Genomic DNA, 17,364 nt, shown 5'->3' on the forward strand with positions numbered 1-17,364 from the left:
TATGAATCGACGTCGATTATTGCAGCTGATGGGTGCGGCCAGTTCGGGCCTTGTCAGTCCGAGCTTATTGGCCTCACCCCAGGCCCACAAAACCCTGGTATTGCTGCACCTTAAGGGCGCCAATGACGGGCTCAATACGCTGGTGCCCTATGAATCCGATGACTACCGGCGCATTCGGCCGACCATTGGGCTGGGGCGCGATGACATCATCGACATCGGCCAGTCGTCACAGGGCGCGCTGGGGCTGCATCAATCCCTCGACAAGCTGGTGCCCGCGCTGTCCGATGACCTGGCGATCGTCCAAGGCTTGGGCTACCCCAATCAAAATCGCTCGCATTTTAAATCGATCCAGCTGTGGGAAAGCGGCAGTGATGGCCACCGTGTCAACCGATCCGGCTGGGTCACCCAGTCGATTGAACAGGTATTCCCCAGCGCCGGCATTCACGGCGTCAGCCTGCAAGGTGATTTGGGCCTATTTGCCGACGGCAACGGGACCTATTTGTCGATGGCCCGGTTGAATCAAATGAAGAATTTAAGCGCAGTCGATGCCGGCGACACCAGCAACCCGCTATTAAAGTTGGTCAATCAGCGCAATGCGGATTTAACCCGTGCCTCGGCCGAGCTAGAACGCAAGCTGGAAAAATCGCGCTACTTCAGTCCGCCGCGAAAGATGCCCTGGGGCGAGCTGTCGGCGCAGTTGACGGATGTGCTCAAAATCATCGACGCCGAAGCCGGCATTCCCGTGCTGCATGTCCAGCTTGATGGCTTTGATACCCACGAGGGCCAGCGCAGGCGCCAACGCCGGCTGTTGCAGGAACTGGCGGAGTGCCTCAGTGCATTTCGGCAGAACCTGATGGCCATGGGGCGCTGGGACGACACCTTGATTTCGACCTATTCAGAATTTGGTCGGCGCAGTGGCGAAAACGGATCCGAAGGCACCGATCATGGCACCGCGAACGTCCATTTCATGCTCGGCGGGCGTGTCACGCCCGGGCTGCATGGCACGCACCCCGACCTGGGTGACTTGGTCGACGGCGACATGCAACACACGCTGGACTATCGCGCCCTGTACGATCAAATCGCCGCGCATTGGTGGGGCTTGCCCGAGTCACGGTGGGCTGCGTTTAGCGACCCGAAAGTCCGCGGACTGATTCGAGTGTAAGGGCACAGCACCCTCCCAATTTGCCCTAGGTCAAACCCAGCCCAGCCTCGTATCCAGGCCGCGCGGATCCGGTTATCCTAGGGCGCATGATGGAATGGATAGAAAGCCTCCCCACCGGTCAGGTGTCGGTGTTAATCGGCGCCCTAACCGACCTCGCGTTCGGCGCCTTAGCCCAGCAAAGTCGCTTTTGTTTGCGCGCCGCGTGCGTTGAATTCTGGCGAGGCGACGCCGGCCCAAAATTCGCCATTTGGCTGCTCGCCTTTGCCTCCGCACTGATCGCCACCCAGCTGTTGATCCTTAACGGCACGCTCGAAACCACCAGCATCCGCCAACTGACCACAACCGGCAGCCTGTCCGGGGCGATCATCGGCGGCTCACTGTTTGGTTGGGGCATGGTCATGGCGCGCGGCTGTGCCAGTCGGCTATTGGTGCTATCGGGCACCGGTAACCAACGCGCGCTGGTCGCCGGGTTGGTGGTGACACTGGTCTCGCAGGCGACCTTGCGTGGCGGCCTATCGCCGCTGCGGGAATGGGCCGGCGGCTTATGGCTGGTTGACGCCAGTGCGCGCAACTTGGCCGATCGCTTGCCGACCTGGCTGCCGCTGATTGCGGGGATCGCATTGTTGGCCGGCGGGATTTACCTGGCACGGGTCCACGCCAACCGGCTGTGGCCCAGCCTGGCCGCGGTCGGGGTTGGCCTGTGCATCGCGCTGGGGTGGGGGCTGACGGCCTGGCATGCCAGCTGGTCGTTCGACATTATCGCGGTCAAGAGCGTCAGCTTCACCGGACCGTCCGCGGACACCCTGATGGGCTTTATCAACCTGCCGCAGCTGCCGCTGTCGTTTGATATCGGCATTGTCGTCGGCGTGTTTGCCGGGGCCATGTTAGCCGCCGTCGCCAGCGGCCAATTCAAACTCCAGTCCTTCACCGAGCAAACCGGCTTGAGCCGCTACCTGATCGGCGCCGGACTGATGGGATTCGGTGGCATGTTGGCGGGCGGCTGTGCGGTCGGCGCAGGCGTTACCGGCGGCGCCGTGATGGCGCTGACGGCTTGGGTGGCACTGCTGTTCATGTGGCTGAACGCCGGCATTGCGGACTGGGTATTGGAGCGCGCGCCGCGGCCACTTGAGGTCGCCGGCCCCGCCCCCACTGCTGACTAAACAGCCGAGGGATCCCCATGTTAAAGCGATCGCTGAATTTTCTGTTGCTGAGTGTGGCCAGCGCCGCGGCCAATACCGCGGAGACGGCCGCCGTGCCGCAAATCGTCGCAGGTGGCCTTGATCACCCCTGGTCGATTGCCTTCGAATCCGACCGCAGCGCGCTGGTCACCGAACGCAACGGCCAGGTCCTACGAATTGACCTGAACACCGGCACCGCCGTGCCCATAACCGGCACCCCAGCCCAGGTCGAACGCGGTCAGGGCGGCTATTTCGACATCGCCTTGGCACCGGACTACGCCGACAGCGGTGTCGCCTATTTGGCCTTAAACGGCGGCTCGCAACTGGGCATGGGGCTGGAATTGTGGCGCGGCGTGATCAGCGACCATCAGTGGACCCAATCGACACAGCTATACGCCATGGCCAAAAGCTTCGGCGGCCGTCACTTTGGCGGGCGCCTGCAAATTCACGCGGGCTATTTATACCTATCGACCGGCGACCGCGGCGACCGGCCGCGCGCTCAAGACCCCAATGACAGCGCCGGCAGCATCCTGCGCTTTGACCTGAACGGCGCACCCGCCGGCGTCATACCCGGCCATCCGGCGCTGTATTCCATGGGCCACCGCAACGTCCAAGGGCTAACACTGATGGGCGACGAATTATGGGCCCACGAACACGGGCCCCAGGGCGGCGACGAATTAAACCGCATCGCCGGCGGCCAAAACCATGGCTGGCCGCGGGTCACCTTTGGTAAAAACTATGGCATCGGCACCGACATTGGTGAGGCCACCGAATTGCCCGGGTTCGTCAGCCCAAATTACCAGTGGACGCCCTCGATCGCCCCGTCCGGCATGGCCTACAGCGACAACGACGCCTACCCGGCGTGGCGCGGTAGCTTGCTGATTGGATCGCTGAAGTTTCAAAGCCTGGTGCAACTGGCACCGTCCCCCGAGGGTTGGCGCGAGACGCGTTGGTACGCCGGCGAATTGGGCCGCATACGCGACGTCAAAGCGTCGCCGGACGGGACCTTGTGGCTATTGACCGACAGTCAAGACGGCGCGCTCATTCGACTGAACAAAGTCAATCCGCCGCCGAATTAAACCCCAATTTTTGAAAACTGGATCACGGAACTCACGGATAGTCGGCGTAAATTAAGGCTCCAGCACGGAGGTTTCGCATGTCCGCATTTCAGAGCCTTTTCCCGCGGCCCATCACCCACAAGATTTTATGTGTCGGTTTGAACGACGCCCAGGCCGACAGCCTGCACGGCGCCAATCCGGGGTCCACCTTGTTGCACGCGGCCGACGCCTTCGAAGCCATTGACCTGTGCATGAGCACCCGCTTTCAAATGATGGTGGTCAACGAGGACATGGATGACATGTCCGGGGCCGAGCTGTTATTGACGCTGGACGATGCGCCCTACCACCCACGCGTACTGGCCTATTTGGTCGATCGAACCCATGCAATCGGGGTCGCCGGCGAGCTTCCCGTGCCAACGGACTAGCCCAAAACCTAGACACCCCCGAAAAACCCACCTATAGTCTTCCTATCGAGTCAATTCCATTCGACTCGCAAACCCCCTTCTTTTTCTTCTGGCGTCCTGCACGCGGTCCAAATCAATCTATGAATCTGTCTGAACTGAAACTCAAGTCCGTCCCTGAACTGCTCGAAGTTGCCAGCAGCATGGGGCTCGAAAACCTCGCCCGCTCTCGCAAACAAGACGTTATCTTCAACATCCTGAAAAAACACGCCAAATCCGGCGAAGACATTTTCGGTGATGGCGTATTGGAAGTGCTGTCCGACGGTTTTGGTTTCCTGCGCTCGGCCAACTCCAACTTCATGGCCGGCCCGGATGACATCTACGTGTCACCCTCACAGATTCGCCGATTTAACCTGCGCAAGGGCGACAGCATTTCCGGCAAGATCCGCGCCCCCAAAGACAACGAACGCTATTTTGCGCTGCTCAAAGTTGACGAGATCAACTTTGACCGCCCGGAAAACGCTAAAAACAAAGTCTTGTTTGAAAACCTGACGCCGCTGTTCCCGCAAGAACGCCTGGTGATGGAAATCGGCAACGGTTCAACCGAAGATTTGACCGCCCGCGTCATCGACCTGACCAGCCCCATGGGCAAAGGCCAGCGCGCACTAATCGTGTCGCCGCCCAAGGCCGGTAAGACCTTGATGCTGCAAAACGTCGCCCACAGCATCGCCAAGAACAACCCCGAAGCGCACATGATTGTGCTGCTGATTGACGAGCGCCCGGAAGAAGTCACCGAAATGAAGCGCACCGTGCGCGGCGAAGTGGTGGCATCGACTTTTGACGAGCCGCCGGCGCGCCACGTCCAGGTCGCCGAAATGGTGATCGAAAAAGCCAAGCGTTTGACCGAACACAAAAAAGACGTGGTGATCTTGCTCGACTCGATCACCCGTTTGGCACGTGCCTACAACACCGTCCAGCCCTCTTCAGGCAAGGTATTGACCGGTGGTGTCGACGCCAACGCATTGGAAAAGCCGAAACGCTTTTTCGGTGCCGCGCGTAACATCGAAGAAGGCGGCAGCCTCACCATCATCGCCACGGCGCTGGTTGAAACCGGTTCGAAAATGGACGAAGTCATCTTTGAAGAATTCAAAGGCACCGGTAACTCGGAAGTTCACCTGGACCGCCGCGCCGCTGAAAAGCGCGTGTTCCCGGCCCTGAACATCCGCAAATCCGGCACCCGCCGCGAAGACTTGTTGACCACCGAAGAAGAGCTGCAGCGCATGTGGATTTTGCGCAAGTTGCTGGACCCGATGGAAGACACCCAAGCCATTGAGTTCTTGGTCGACAAGATGAAGAACTTCAAAACCAACGAAGAATTCTTCCAGAGCATGAAACGCGTAAAATAATATGAAATACAAGGATCTGAGGGACTTCATCGCGCAACTGGAAGCGCAGGGGGAACTTAAGCGGATATCGCATCCGGTTGATCCGAACCTTCAAATGACGGAAATCGCCGACCGCGTCCTGCGTGCCGGTGGTCCTGCGTTGCTGTTTGAAAACCCCATTGGCTATGACATGCCGGTGCTGGCGAACCTGTTTGGTACGCCGCGACGTGTTGCGATGGGCATGGGCCAGGAAGACGTCAGCGCGCTGCGCGATTTGGGCGAATTGCTCGCCTTTTTAAAAGAGCCCAAGCCGCCGAAAGGCTTTAAAGAGCTGATGGCCAACCTGCCGACCTGGCGCAAAGTGTTGGACATGGGCCCCAAAACCCTGAAAAAAGCCCCCTGCCAAGACGTCATACTCGAAGGCGATGCAGTCGACTTATCCAAAATACCGGTTCAGACCTGCTGGCCCGGCGACGCCGGCCCCTTGGTGACCTGGCCGTTGGTGATCACGCAAAACGCCGACAAACGCGTCAATTTAGGCATTTATCGGCAACAGGTGATCGGCAAAAACAAGCTGATCATGCGCTGGTTGTCGCACCGCGGCGGCGCCTTGGATTTCCAAGCCTTTCAAAAGGAAAACCCCGGCCAGCCCTTCCCGGTCGCGGTCGCGCTGGGCGCCGATCCGGGCACCATTTTAGGTGCCGTCACGCCAGTGCCGGACACCTTGAGTGAATATGCGTTCGCGGGTTTATTGCGCGGATCACGCACCGAGCTCGTCAACTGCATTGGCTCGGACCTGCAGGTCCCAGCCAGCGCCGAAATCGTCCTAGAGGGCCACATTCACCCCGGTGAAATGGCACCCGAAGGCCCGTTTGGCGATCACACCGGTTATTACAACGAAGTCGACGAATTTCCGGTGTTCACGGTGGACCGCATCACCCACCGCAAAGACCCGATCTATCACTCGACCTACACCGGACGGCCGCCGGATGAACCGGCGATTTTGGGCGTCGCGCTGAACGAAGTGTTCGTGCCGCTGTTGATCAAGCAGTTCCCGGAAATCGTCGACTTTTATCTGCCGCCGGAAGGCTGTAGCTACCGCTTGGCGGTGGTCACCATCAAGAAACAATACCCAGGTCATGCCAAGCGCGTGATGATGGGGGTGTGGTCGTTCCTACGCCAATTCATGTACACCAAGTTCGTCATTGTGGTCGACGACGACATCAATGCGCGCGACTGGAAGGACGTCATTTGGGCGATCACTACGCGCTCGGACGCCAGCCGCGACTTGACCATTGTCGACAACACGCCAATCGACTACCTGGATTTCGCATCCCCGGTGGCTGGCTTAGGCGGCAAATTGGGCATCGATGCGACCAACAAGTGGCCGGGTGAAACCGAACGCGAATGGGGCACGCCGATTGTCATGGATGACGCCACCAAGGGCGCGGTCGATGATATGTGGGGGCAATTGGGGCTGGATTAACGCCCTAAGCCGTCATCAAAGTGTCACGCAATTGTCACCGGTCGATAACATCTAACCGGGATCCTTCGCGTCAGGGACAACCCTGACTAACCGAGGAATCAACGATGTTGCACCGTCATACCGCCATTGCCCTTGCGCTGGCCCTTGTTACGCATAACGCAATCGCCGGCGCCCACGCCGGCCTATCCACGATTGGCACCACCACCGCGGTGATGAGCGAAGCCAGCACCGCCGACGACGCCAGCGAACGCCTGGATGGCCAAAGCGGCGACCAAGACTACCCCTACCTAAGCGCGATCAAGGCCCTGGCCACGGTCGGCGAAGTCGATCAAGCCACCGGGCTTGCACTGACCGGCTATCCGGATGGTCAGGCTGCGTGGTTATTAGATGACGACACCGTGCGCGTGGTTTACCAATCCGAGTCGTACGCCACCATGTCCAACGAGACTTACGGCTGGCCGATGAAAAACGGCACCCGGTTCACCGGCTCGCACATCCATGCGATTGATTATGACCGCGCCGGGTTGTCGACCTTTTTGACCAACGGCAACAGCGCCGCCGGGCTGGTCAAGGGCTCATCACACCTATTCGACACCGTTTACAACGCCTTTGGCGTGGCGGTGACGGCTGATGGCGTTTGGGGCAATCAGGCCCTGGCCGACGGCACCCGGGTTAACTTCAATGCTGAACACGCCTTGACTGAAGGCGACTTCTTTTTCCAGTCCTTTTGCGGCGCGTTTTACGAGCCTGCGTATAAATACGGCGCCGGCTTGGGCTTTGCCGACGACCTTTGGCTGACGGCGGAAGAATGGAACATCCAGCGCATGTTCGAGGGCACAGGAGTCGACGCCCACGACACCATGGGATTGGCCAGCGTCGTCGTCGATTTGGCCACAAAAACTGCCTACACGGTGCCGGCGTTGGGCCAGTCCGGGTACGAAAAGATCCTGCCGATCAACCCCAAGCACCCCGACTATGTGGTGTTGGTGATGGCCGGGTATAACCACGGCATTGAACCAACCCCGCTGCGGATCTATGTCGGTAAAAAGGGTCTGGATGCCCAGGGCAACCCGGTTGGGGCGGGCGCCAATGCGCGCGATCAGTTTTTGGCCCGCAACGGTCTGTTGTACGGCAAGCTGTATGGCATGGCCGTGGCCAACGCTGACTATGCGGGACTCGGCATCCGCAATATCAACACGGATGACAAGATGTTGGACGACTATTTGACCGACGCCAGTGCGCCGGACCGTTTCAACGCCAAGTTCTTTGCCACGTCCTACCAGTGGCAAGGCTGGGATGCGCCGGTCAGCGTGCGCGATACCGAGGCCTTCAAGTGGCAAGCCGCCAGCGAACAACCCGCCGGCTATACATTTTTCGTCGGTGACTCGAAAACCGAGCACCCCGCCGTTGACCCCAATATTGCCAACCAGCGTTACGTCCAAAACATGACCAACAAGGGCGGCATGATTGGCGTCGAGTTGACCGACTTTGTCGCAGCCGTCGCCGATGGCGATTTGCCGCAGGCATTGTCAGCCAAGGTCACGCGTATTTTGGCCGCCCACGACGGCGCGCTATCGCTAGACGTCGCCGACAAGGGCATTAAGCATGGCAACCAGGGCACCCACGCCACGGCCAAAGACGGCACCGCACAAATGGTCGCCCCGGACGGGCTGCAGTGGGTGCGCACGGCGGATGCGGACGTGCTAATTGTCGACGAGGATTCGGGTAACGAATTTGGCGAGCGTAAATACGCCTTGGTGCTGGACGCGGATAAGTTCGAGCTGGCGCAGCCGAAGGGTTATTTTCTAGCCATGGCGGGTGGCAAGCAAAGCCCGCGGGCTCAGGCCGGCGTCGCGGCTATTCCCGGTGCGTTTAAATCCGCGACCTCATCGGAGTTCTCGGGCACCTGGAACGTCTCGGCGCTGTTGGCACGCAAAGCCAATGGCACGTTCTACACGGCTGACGAGCTAAAAGGCACCGGCGAAGCCCGCATCAATGCGTCGATTGGCCTGAATGACTCGCAGTTCATCGGGGTGTTACAGCACAAGGGTGAATCCGCAGGCCAAGTCGGCGCAGTCAAAGCCGATCAAGGCGGTCAATTACTCATGTTTGGTTTGAACTTGCCGGCTTCAGCGCTGAACTAGTTGAGCGGTTTGTGAAATGTGAAGGGCGCCGAAAGGCGCCCTTTTTTATGCTGGCCAAGACTACAAAAAAAGATAGTCGGCCGTAGTGTTGTGTAGTTTTGCCCCTTTTTCGGCTGAACTAGACCGCGCTGGGCTCGGGCTCAACCGCCGGTTCGGCGTCCACCTTGACCACCACAGCCGTCGACACGGGCCAATCACGCACCAAATGCGTCAGCGACGTAAGCGCCTGGGCGGTCATCTCGTGACGGCCTTGATCGCGGTACAGGTTGGCCAAGGCCTCGTAGGTCTCCGGTCGCGGCTGAGCCTCGGCGCTGGCTTCCAAGGCGCTTTCAGCGGCGGTCAGGTCGCCCTGGGCCATGGCCAATCGGCCCAGCGCCAATTGCGCGGGCCCGGCACCGTCAGTAATGCCTTTTAGGCGTTTGTCCAAAAACTGACGACGCACAGCCACATCACCCAATTCCAGCGAGCCGTAGCGGTCAAACCAGGCTTGGCCGGGAACTTTTTTGATCAGTCCTTCCAAGGTCGTGCGCGCGGCATCGGTGGCGCCGGCGGCGATCAAGCCGTTGATGTAGGGGTCGACCAAGCGTTCATGGGTGCGCAGGCGTTTGGGCACCGTGTCCCAGGTAATTTTCAGCGCCAAGGGCACCTCGGAGGGCTTGGACACCGACTCGGCATCCTCGCCGGCCTGGATCAGCGAATCGGCAAAGGCTTGGATTTCCAGCGCTTCGATATCGGTTTCCGGCAACGCGCCGGTTTTGCGCGCCAGCGGCAATAACTTAACCAGCTCATCGGTGCGGCCGAGTTGTTGATTGACCTGGCATGACAGCGTGATCAATTCGGGGTCTTTGGGCTTGTGCCGGCGCAGCGCCGACAGGGTGTGGGCACAGGCCTCCAGTTGACCGTTGTCGAACTGCATTCGCGCTTCGGCCAAGCCGACCGCCAATTCACTGCCGGGCACGGCTTCCAGCGCCTTGACCAGCAAGGCATCGCGCTGTTCGCCGCGGCCCAGGGCGTTGGCGGCTTCGGCGGCGGACAGGTAGTTAATAAAGGCCAGTTCTGAGCGCGGCGCGGCCGCGGTCAGGTGCTTTAGCGCCGCTTCGTAGCGGCCCATGCGCAATTCCATGAAGCCCTTTTGGGTCGCACCGCGGGCGCTACGACCGCGCAGGCGGCTCCACATCCGGCCCAGCCCGCCGGGGCTGTTCAGCACATAGCCGACCAAGCGCGTCGCCAGGTATCCCAGCACCATGGCGACGACGAGTCCGGCCAGGCCGACCCACAGGCTCATCTCGACGCTGGTGGTGCCATAGGACAACAGCACGTAGCCCGGGTCGTTTTGAATCAACTGACCCAGCCAAGTGCCGCCCAGCAAGCAGGCGGCCAGCAACACCAAGAACAGAACGACCTTAATAAAGGCGCCCATTATTCACCCCCTACGAGGGCATCGACCCGGGCTTGTTGGACCGCACGCAAGGCGTTCAACGACCCGCCCATGCTAGGCAAGTCCGGCGCAATATTGATACTTCCCAGTGGCGCCAGCGTTTCTAATAACGCGGTGGTTTGGGTGTCACTGGCGAGGAAATAACGGCCGACCCAGTCTTGGGCGCGGGTCAAACTGGCTTGCCAAGTACCGGCATCGCCGTCCAACAGCGCCAGCTGGCTTTGTTCCATCATCAAACGCAGGTTTTGACGCACGTAGGCCGCTTCGGTCGGCGCCAGCATCGGCTGGACCGGATTATCGCGGCGGCGCACGGTGACGAAGCTGGCGAGGGTTTTGATGGCGCCGTCGATGGCGTCGGTGGATTCCACCACCGGCGCGGTGTCGACTTCGGCGGGCGACATGCGCAGGTTATCGACCTGCTCGGCGGCGGCCGACAGTTTCAGGTACAACCCGGTCCGATCCAAACCAGGCACGGCCCGCAGGGCGGCGATTTCAGCGGCCAAGGCTTTGCGCACGGGGAATAACGAGGCGTCATCGGCACTCGCCAAGGCCTGATCGGCGCTTAGCAATAACGACAAGCCAGTGGCGACATCGCGCCCGGCCTGAACACGCTGGATCGCGATCCGCATCAGGTACTCGACTTCTGCCAGCAGGTATTCCTGGGCTCGATTGCCTTCGATCAATTCGATCCGGGTGCGAGTGTCGGCCAAATCGCCGACCATGGATGACAGCTGTTCGGTGACGTTTTGACTGGTGGTGCTGGCGCCCTCGGCGGCGGCAAAGACCTGTTGCTGGCTGGCATCGATACGGGCCAAATCGACTTGCAGCGCGCTGATGTCGGCACCGGGTGAACCCAGGCCATCGACACGGGCTTGCAAGCTGGCCAGTTGGGCAGCCAAGTCGGATTGCGCAGACTGGGCCGCGCCGCTTTGCTGGCCAGCCATCCAACCGCCGGCACCGACACCCAGTAAGGCCACCAGCGACACGGCAATAGCGATCAACGACAGTCCGCGACCGGGCTGCTTGGGTGTGTCCGCGGGCGCGGGCGCAGGCTCGACGTCCTCAATAGCGGGCTCGATCGGCGTTTCCATGACCGCCTCGACGGTTTCTTCAACCGCATCATCGACGGCATCCAGTGGCGTGTCGGTCTTATCGTCGTGGCTCACAGCGACTCCTTAGTCAGTTGCGCCAGCACGCTGGCATTGTCGGCGCCGGGCAGCACCCGCACCGACGAATAATGAAGTGACCGCGCGTGATCCGCCACGCGCGCGCTGGGGACCCAGCAATTCCGGATCGCCCCCGCCGGCAATGCCCAGTCGCGCATGGCGTCCAGGGCATCGACCGAGGTCACCCAGGCAATATCCGCAGGCTCCAGTAAAGCCTCCGCGAGCGTGGGCGGCAATGGGACCCTAGCGCGACGGTAAGTATCCAAACGGGTGACGGCGATGCCGCGATCGGCCAGCTCAGCGTCGATCAGCCCGCGCCCGCCGGCGCCGGTGACCAGCAACACCCGGCGGCTATCCGCCAACCAGGGGTGAGCCAGCACACCCTCGCTGGTGCTGGGTTGTGCGACCTGGGTCGCAATGTCGGCCGCGCGCGTTATCGCGCCACTGCCCTCGCCAACCGCCAACACGCGCAGGCCCTCGGGCCACTGCGGCCAATACTCGTCCAGCACCGATACCAGCGCCGACGCCGCGGGCTTCGAGGTCACCACGACCATATCGAACTCATCAATATTCATGATCGCCTGGTGGCCAAACGCCAGCGGCTGGATGTCCAGCGCCGGGGCGCAAATGGCGGTGTGACCTAGGCGCGTGACGGCGTCCGCCAGTTGACTCAACTCCGCGTCGGGGCGAGTCAGCAATACCCTCATACCAGATAATCACCGGCGCCATCGGCCAACAATTGTTCGGCCAATGACACGCCCATGTCGGCGCCTTGGTCGGCCGGACCCTGGGTTTCGACTTCAATTAACTCCGATCCATCCGGGGCACCGACGCGCGCGGTGATGCGCAAATCATCACCCACCCGCACGGCGTGCACGGCCAACGGCACTTGGCAGCCGCCGTCCAGGCGTGTCGATACCGCCCGTTCGGCGGCGATACGTTGGGCGGTCGAGACATCCAACAGGCACTGGATGCGGGCGATGGTGGCGTCGTCACCCAAACGGGTTTCCAAGCCCAACACGCCCTGCCCCACCGCGGGCAAACACAAATCGGGGTCAATGGCGTGGCCAATGCGATCGGCCATGCCCATGCGCTCTAACCCGGCGACGGCCAAAATCAGGGCGTCGTATTGGCCTTCGTCGAGTTTGCGCAGGCGCGTTTGCAAATTGCCGCGCACCACGGCGAAGTTCAGGTCAGGTCGGGCATGTTTTAGCTGGCTGACCCGGCGCAGGCTGGCACTGCCAACGGTGGCGCCGGCCGGCAAGTCGTCAAAGTGGGCGGCGGTGTTGCTGACAAACGCATCGCGCGGGTCCTCGCCGGCCATGACGCCGGTCAACCCCAGCCCATCGGGAAAGTGCACCGGCACGTCTTTAAGCGAGTGCACGGCCAAGTCGGCGCGGCCGTCCATCAAGGCTTTTTCCAACTCTTTAACGAACAAGCCCTTGCCACCGGACGTGTACAAAGGGCCCTCAAGCTTTTGATCGCCCTCGGTGGTCATCGGCAATAATTCGACGATCAAATCTGGGTGGGCGGCACGCAATAGAGCCTGGACGTGTTCGGCCTGCCACAAGGCCAGGGGAGATTCGCGGGTCGCAATGGTCAGGGTCATGGTGTGGTTCCAAATACAGTCGCCCTAGATTAGTGGACAACGGCGGACAGGCCAACCGGCGTGCAACACTGTGACCGGCGGGCGGTTTGGCTATACTGTCGCCCGCAACAACACGGAGCACCGAAATGAGCACCCAAAAACCCAACAACGATGCCCTCTGGGGCGGCCGATTCAGCGAAGCCACAGACGCATTCGTGCAAGAGTTCACCGCATCGGTCCAATTTGACCAGCGCATGGCCGGCGAGGACATCCGCGGTTCGCGTGCACATGCTCGTATGCTCGGCGTTCAGGGCGTGTTGACCGCCGACGAAGTCAACCAAATCGACGAGGGTTTGAAGCAAATCGAAGCGGAAATCCAAGCGGGCGAGTTTGAGTGGTCGATTGCACGCGAAGACGTGCACATGAACATCGAAGCGCGGTTGACGGACTTGATCGGTGACGTTGGCAAAAAATTACACACCGGGCGCAGCCGTAACGACCAGGTCGCGACCGATATCCGGTTATGGCTACGCAGCCAGATCGATGCGATCAAAGGCCAAATTCAGCGCCTGCAAAGTGGCATTTTGACGCTGGCGGACGAACACGCGGATTTAATCATGCCCGGGTTCACGCATTTGCAAACCGCGCAGCCGGTGACGTTCGGCCACCATTTGCTGGCGTGGTACGAAATGTTGGACCGCGATTACCAGCGTTTTGACGACGCCCAGTCGCGGATGAACCGATGCCCGCTGGGTGCGGCGGCATTGGCCGGCACGACCTTTCCGATCGACCGGCACTTCACCGCGCGTGAATTGGGCTTTGATGCGCCGACGCGCAACAGCTTAGACAGCGTCAGCGACCGTGACTTTGCGATGGAATTTTTAAGCGCCGCCAGCATCACCTCGATTCACCTGACGCGGATGAGCGAAGAGCTGATTATTTGGGCCAGCGCCCAGTTCAACTTTATTGACCTGCCGGACCGTTTTTGCACCGGCTCATCGATCATGCCGCAGAAAAAGAACCCGGATGTGCCGGAACTCGTGCGCGGTAAATCCGGCCGCGTCGTGGGTCATTTAATGTCGCTACTGATGCTGATGAAATCGCAGCCACTGGCGTACAACAAAGACAACCAGGAAGACAAAGAGCCGCTGTTTGACACCGTGGATACGCTGATGGGGTGCCTGATGTCGTTTGCCGACATGGTGCCGGCGATCGTGCCGAATGCGGACGCCATGCGCGAGGCGACCCTAAAGGGCTTTGCCACGGCGACCGATTTGGCGGATTACCTGGTCCGTAAGGGGCTGCCATTCCGTGACGCCCACGACGTGGTCGGCGCAGCAGTCGGCGCCGGTGTCGCCAACGGGCGTGACTTGGCCGAGTTTTCATTGGCCGAATTGCAGGCCTTTGATGCGCGCATTGAAGCGGACGTGTTTGACGTGCTGACACTGGAAGGTAGCGTCAATGCGCGCGATCACTTTGGCGGCACGGCACCGAACCAAGTCCGGCGCCAGGTGGCGGAAGCGCGGGCGCGGTTGGGCTAGGCTGAGACACAGCCTAATAAATTGACGGGGAGCAGAAGATGAGCGACGAGAACCAATCCGAAAACGATGGGGAAGTATTTTACGGCGTAAAGCGAGTGCAGCGCCCGAAAGTCAAAGCCACCCGCGTTCTCGACTTATCCGGCGAAAATGGTCGGCGAATAGTCATTACCAAAGCTAATGAAATTTTAAAATTGCATGAGAAGACATTCGCAAAGTTGGCAGATATGTAATGGCCCTGCTGATTGAATTCGCTCGTGTGGTAGAGCTCAACACTAGAATTCTTGAATCCGGCCCCGGATTAAAAGGCCCCGTCGACATTGGTAAGCTCGAAGGAGCGCTCGGACGCATTGAACATGCAATCTGATACCAGGAACTCGACGATGCGGTTAGCGACCTGACCACGAAGAAAATTACTGAATTAGAGTTCGCGGATTTACTTTACGCACAGTTCCACGCCGACAGCCTTAAGACCTTGTGACCTGAGTAAAAGCACCCGCCAGGTACCCCGCCATTTTCTGGCAATAACTCGCCACCTGGCCCCACCCACGTTCGGCCAATACCCAGCGCTGTTTGCGTTTGTCGCCCGGGTCAGTATGCCGCTGGGTAAGTCGCCGGCACGGCTGAATTGTGCGCGGGTGTATGACTTGGAGATCGAGCGGTTGACGCAAGCGCTGGAGTTTTTGCGGATGAGTATTGAGTGAAAGTGTGGGCCATTCGGCAACTCGATACCCGGGCTGCTAATTCACACGAATTTACCGGTAAACTGGCGAGATTGCTGAACTGACGAATTGCGCGACCTGCGCGATCGCGATAACATACCCGTATCAAATAGAGATTAAGATGCGATGGCGCCGATAGCCCAGATAAAGACGCAGGAAACCACGACCCCGTGCTGAACTTTGGCGCCCAATTCCTAGCACTGTCGCGCAACCAAAAGCGCCTGGTGATGTTACTGGCGGACTTATTGTTTTTGCCGTTGGCGCTGTGGTCGGCGTATGCACTGCGTTTTGCCAACCCCTTTGATTGGCAATACCTCACCCCCGCGCTGCCGCTGTTTGCAGTGGTGCCCTTTGCCGGCATTGCGGTGTTCATGAAACTGGGCCTGTACCGTGCTGTTGTTCGATTCATGGGCACACGGGCGATTTGGTCGGTGCTGTATGGCGCGGTCATCATGTCGCTGGGGCTGTATGCGGCGGCCATGTTGATGGGTATTCACCCATTCCCCCGTTCGATACCCATCAACTTTGGATTGTTGCTGCTGGTTTATGTCGGCGGTAGCCGCCTACTAGTGCGGCACTATTACCACCATATGGTCGGGCGCTTTGCCGATCGTACGCCGGTCGCCATCTACGGGGCCGGCGGGGCCGGTGTTCAACTGGCATTGGCGCTGGAGCAAGGCGTTGAATACAGCCCGGTGGTGTTTATTGATGATTCACCGCAGCTGCGACATGCGAATGTCGCCGGTCGCAAGGTATTTGGCCCGGACGCGCTGGGTACGCTGATCAAGACGAAAGGCATTGAGCAGGTCTTGCTGGCCGTTCCAAATGCGGGCGTGGCCGAGCGCCGGCGCATTTTGCAGCGCCTATCGGATTACCCAGTCAAGGTTCAGACCATCCCGTCCATGCCCGACATTATTTCGGGACGATCGGTCGATGCGTTGATGGACGTTCAACCGGAAGAGCTATTGAACCGCGAATCCGTAACGCCAATGCCAGAACTGTATCGGGCTAGCATTACCGGCAAGGTCGTGATGGTGACCGGGGCCGGCGGTTCGATCGGCTCGGAAATATGTCGCCAGGCAGCCCGTAACGGTGCCAGCCGCTTGATATTGGTCGAGGTCAGTGAGTACGCACTGTACCGGTTGGAGCGGGAACTTAGTGGCGACGGGTTTGGGGAGCTATTGGTCCCGCTATTGGGCAACGTGTGCGATGGCGATCGACTCAACGCAATCATGGCGCAATTCAAGGTTCAAACGGTGTATCACGCCGCCGCGTACAAACACGTCCCGATTGTTGAGAACAACATCCAAGAGGGCCTGCGTAATAACGCACTGGGCACACGAACGGTGGCGTTGGCGGCCATTGCCAATGACGTCGAACGGTTTGTATTGATATCGACGGACAAAGCCGTGCGCCCGACCAACGTTATGGGTGCAACCAAACGGTTGGCCGAATTATTGGTGCAAGACTTGGCCGCGCGCAGCGAGACCACCCGATTCGGCATGGTCCGGTTCGGCAACGTACTAGGATCATCCGGGTCCGTGGTACCGGTGTTCCAAAAGCAAATTCGCGAGGGCGGTCCGATTACCGTGACCCATGAAGACATCACCCGCTATTTCATGACGATTCCCGAGGCGGCATCGTTGGTCATTCAGGCCGGGGCAATGGCCCAGGGTGGCGATGTGTTTGTGCTGGATATGGGCAAGTCGGTCAAGATTGTTGATTTGGCGCGGCGGATGATTCACTTGGCGGGATTAACGGTGCGCGACGCGGACACGCCAGACGGGGATGTCGCGATTGATTTTACGGGACTGCGGCCCGGTGAGAAGTTATTCGAAGAGTTGTTAATCGGCGAGAACGTAACCGGAACCGACCACCCCAAGATCATGCGTGCGAATGAACACAGCCTAACGGCCGTGCAGGTTGAGGCGTTATTGCATACGGCAGAGAAGTTGATGGCCGTTCGGGATAGTGAGGGGCTTCGAAGCCTGTTGCAGGAATCGGTAGACGGGTTTGTGCCCAATTCACCCAATATGGATTGGGTGGTTGGGGAACCTGTGGGGCGGACGATTCAGTAGGGTTTGGTCGATCGAACAGG

14 protein-coding genes are annotated in these 17,364 nt (G+C 59.9%); 10 read left to right on the forward strand and 4 right to left on the reverse strand.

Annotation, left to right across the window (positions count from 1 at the left end):
- The first annotated feature begins 1 nt into the window (after window position 1).
- From GH975_RS00190 to GH975_RS00220, 7 genes are all read left to right on the forward strand, one after another.
- Window positions 2–1,162: a DUF1501 domain-containing protein gene (locus tag GH975_RS00190; RefSeq protein ID WP_153712562.1), complete on the forward strand. Its 1,161-nt coding sequence runs from the start codon at window positions 2–4 to the stop codon at window positions 1,160–1,162.
- 89 nt (window positions 1,163–1,251) lie between these two features.
- On the forward strand, window positions 1,252–2,322 hold the full coding sequence (locus GH975_RS00195) for a YeeE/YedE family protein (protein WP_211365818.1): 1,071 nt from the start codon (window positions 1,252–1,254) through the stop codon (window positions 2,320–2,322).
- A 17-nt stretch (window positions 2,323–2,339) separates the two neighbouring features.
- Window positions 2,340–3,419 (forward strand): PQQ-dependent sugar dehydrogenase, encoded by a 1,080-nt coding sequence (locus GH975_RS00200; RefSeq protein WP_153712564.1) that lies wholly within the window; start codon window positions 2,340–2,342, stop codon window positions 3,417–3,419.
- A gap of 77 nt (window positions 3,420–3,496) precedes the next feature.
- On the forward strand, window positions 3,497–3,823 hold the full coding sequence (locus GH975_RS00205; protein WP_153712565.1) for a response regulator: 327 nt from the start codon (window positions 3,497–3,499) through the stop codon (window positions 3,821–3,823).
- Window positions 3,824–3,942: 119 nt separating this feature from the next.
- Window positions 3,943–5,205 carry a transcription termination factor Rho gene (gene rho, locus GH975_RS00210; protein WP_153712566.1) on the forward strand — a complete coding sequence of 421 codons (1,263 nt, stop codon included), beginning with the start codon at window positions 3,943–3,945 and terminating at the stop codon, window positions 5,203–5,205.
- Between the two features lies 1 nt (window position 5,206).
- Window positions 5,207–6,670 carry a 4-hydroxy-3-polyprenylbenzoate decarboxylase gene (gene ubiD / locus GH975_RS00215; RefSeq protein ID WP_153712567.1) on the forward strand — a complete coding sequence of 488 codons (1,464 nt, stop codon included), beginning with the start codon at window positions 5,207–5,209 and terminating at the stop codon, window positions 6,668–6,670.
- A 104-nt stretch (window positions 6,671–6,774) separates the two neighbouring features.
- The gene (locus GH975_RS00220; RefSeq protein ID WP_153712568.1) at window positions 6,775–8,814 is read left to right on the forward strand and encodes a calcium-binding protein; all 2,040 of its coding nucleotides are present in this window, start codon (window positions 6,775–6,777) and stop codon (window positions 8,812–8,814) included.
- Window positions 8,815–8,932: 118 nt separating this feature from the next.
- Here the strand turns inward: GH975_RS00220 and GH975_RS00225 are convergent, their stop codons facing one another.
- Genes GH975_RS00225 through hemC form a run of 4 tightly spaced genes read right to left on the reverse strand, consistent with a single transcriptional unit; the run spans window position 8,933 to window position 13,027 of the window.
- On the reverse strand, window positions 8,933–10,234 hold the full coding sequence (locus tag GH975_RS00225; RefSeq protein ID WP_153712569.1) for a heme biosynthesis HemY N-terminal domain-containing protein: 1,302 nt from the start codon (window positions 10,232–10,234) through the stop codon (window positions 8,933–8,935).
- Window positions 10,234–11,418: a uroporphyrinogen-III C-methyltransferase gene (locus GH975_RS00230; protein ID WP_153712570.1), complete on the reverse strand. Its 1,185-nt coding sequence runs from the start codon at window positions 11,416–11,418 to the stop codon at window positions 10,234–10,236. Before GH975_RS00230 ends, GH975_RS00225 begins: the two co-directional genes overlap by 1 nt.
- Window positions 11,415–12,125: a uroporphyrinogen-III synthase gene (locus tag GH975_RS00235; RefSeq protein WP_153712571.1), complete on the reverse strand. Its 711-nt coding sequence runs from the start codon at window positions 12,123–12,125 to the stop codon at window positions 11,415–11,417. Before GH975_RS00235 ends, GH975_RS00230 begins: the two co-directional genes overlap by 4 nt.
- The gene (gene hemC / locus GH975_RS00240) at window positions 12,122–13,027 is read right to left on the reverse strand and encodes a hydroxymethylbilane synthase (RefSeq protein WP_153712572.1); all 906 of its coding nucleotides are present in this window, start codon (window positions 13,025–13,027) and stop codon (window positions 12,122–12,124) included. The genes GH975_RS00235 and hemC overlap by 4 nt, the downstream gene beginning before the upstream one ends.
- Before the next feature lie 125 nt (window positions 13,028–13,152).
- Between hemC and argH the strand changes: the two genes are divergently transcribed.
- The 3 genes from argH to GH975_RS00255 all read left to right on the forward strand — a co-directional run bounded on the left by argH (window position 13,153) and on the right by GH975_RS00255 (window position 17,344).
- A complete protein-coding gene (gene argH / locus GH975_RS00245) occupies window positions 13,153–14,547 on the forward strand; it encodes an argininosuccinate lyase (RefSeq protein ID WP_153712573.1) in 1,395 nt (464 codons plus the stop codon).
- Window positions 14,548–14,585: 38 nt separating this feature from the next.
- Entirely contained in the window at window positions 14,586–14,777 is a 192-nt protein-coding gene (locus GH975_RS00250; protein WP_153712574.1) for an acetyltransferase, read from the forward strand.
- Window positions 14,778–15,436: 659 nt separating this feature from the next.
- On the forward strand, window positions 15,437–17,344 hold the full coding sequence (locus GH975_RS00255; protein ID WP_246164732.1) for a polysaccharide biosynthesis protein: 1,908 nt from the start codon (window positions 15,437–15,439) through the stop codon (window positions 17,342–17,344).
- The last annotated feature ends 20 nt before the right edge of the window (window positions 17,345–17,364 follow it).

Origin of the sequence: Litorivicinus lipolyticus, assembly GCF_009650135.1 — a bacterium.
In the GTDB taxonomy this organism is placed as follows: domain Bacteria; phylum Pseudomonadota; class Gammaproteobacteria; order Pseudomonadales; family Litorivicinaceae; genus Litorivicinus; species Litorivicinus lipolyticus.

Coding starts and splice junctions, on each gene's coding strand:
- GH975_RS00190 (WP_153712562.1), top strand. CDS start 2: ATGAATCGACGTCGATTATTGCAGCTGATGGGTGCGGCCAGTTCGGGC.
- GH975_RS00195 (WP_211365818.1), top strand. CDS start 1,252: ATGGAATGGATAGAAAGCCTCCCCACCGGTCAGGTGTCGGTGTTAATC.
- GH975_RS00200 (WP_153712564.1), top strand. CDS start 2,340: ATGTTAAAGCGATCGCTGAATTTTCTGTTGCTGAGTGTGGCCAGCGCC.
- GH975_RS00205 (WP_153712565.1), top strand. CDS start 3,497: ATGTCCGCATTTCAGAGCCTTTTCCCGCGGCCCATCACCCACAAGATT.
- rho (WP_153712566.1), top strand. CDS start 3,943: ATGAATCTGTCTGAACTGAAACTCAAGTCCGTCCCTGAACTGCTCGAA.
- ubiD (WP_153712567.1), top strand. CDS start 5,207: ATGAAATACAAGGATCTGAGGGACTTCATCGCGCAACTGGAAGCGCAG.
- GH975_RS00220 (WP_153712568.1), top strand. CDS start 6,775: ATGTTGCACCGTCATACCGCCATTGCCCTTGCGCTGGCCCTTGTTACG.
- GH975_RS00225 (WP_153712569.1), bottom strand. CDS start 10,234: ATGGGCGCCTTTATTAAGGTCGTTCTGTTCTTGGTGTTGCTGGCCGCC.
- GH975_RS00235 (WP_153712571.1), bottom strand. CDS start 12,125: ATGAGGGTATTGCTGACTCGCCCCGACGCGGAGTTGAGTCAACTGGCG.
- hemC (WP_153712572.1), bottom strand. CDS start 13,027: ATGACCCTGACCATTGCGACCCGCGAATCTCCCCTGGCCTTGTGGCAG.
- argH (WP_153712573.1), top strand. CDS start 13,153: ATGAGCACCCAAAAACCCAACAACGATGCCCTCTGGGGCGGCCGATTC.
- GH975_RS00250 (WP_153712574.1), top strand. CDS start 14,586: ATGAGCGACGAGAACCAATCCGAAAACGATGGGGAAGTATTTTACGGC.